Origin of the sequence: Rhizobium sp. J15, from assembly GCF_002531825.1 — a bacterium.
GTDB lineage: Bacteria > Pseudomonadota > Alphaproteobacteria > Rhizobiales > Rhizobiaceae > Rhizobium.
The window spans coordinates 1-638 of the sequence record NZ_NWSX01000113.1 but is presented as its reverse complement, the minus strand read 5'-3'; the positions used below and the strand labels follow the sequence as shown (position 1 = coordinate 638).

Annotated in this window: 1 pseudogene; it reads left to right on the top strand. The window is 56.0% G+C overall.

Annotated elements, in window-relative coordinates:
- A pseudogene (locus tag CO670_RS33305) lies at positions 1–332 on the top strand (hypothetical protein); the annotation flags it as partial.
- Positions 333–638: the final 306 nt, after the last annotated feature.

Sequence of the window (638 nt, the reverse complement as noted above, 5' to 3'; positions counted from 1 at the left end):
GGAATCCCAAATCGTTAAATCGTCACCGCGCCCTAAACCGCTTCAAGACTTCGACGCTGACGGCGATTGGTTTTCAACGAAATGGCGTCTGGGGTGAGGAAACGGCCTCTCAGAAGATCGAACACGTCGGCCTGATGTTCGGCACGCTAGCGGCGTCACGGAATGGTGCAGTAAGGGGGCTGCGGCGTGCCAGTCAGCCAATTGAGCTTCGGCCTTCTCATCTTCCCCGGCGTTTGGGACTGGTATCTGCAGTGGCGCGAACAGCGTCGTGGCCTCTACACCAGTGGGAAGAGGACATGCTCATGGTTGCATCCGAGCCGCTGTCGTCGTCTCCGCCTTGATGGGATACGAACTGGCGACCTGCACGTTTCTCGCGCGTAAGTGCGCCTGATGTCGTGCAACAGCACCATAGTCGCTTTCTTCCGCAGGACAAGTCAGCATTGGCCGCCATGATTGCGAACTAAGTCCAGAAAGCGTGAAGAGCTGAGTCAGACAAAACTTACGCCCAGCGGGCCAATGGGCGTTGTCATATGGCCTGCCTTTTCAAGCGGGCCTAACCTTTATCTCTTGAGAATGCCAACCAGTCGATTGATAGCGCCTGAATATTCCTTGTGCATGGTTTCGGCTGCTTCCGAGAT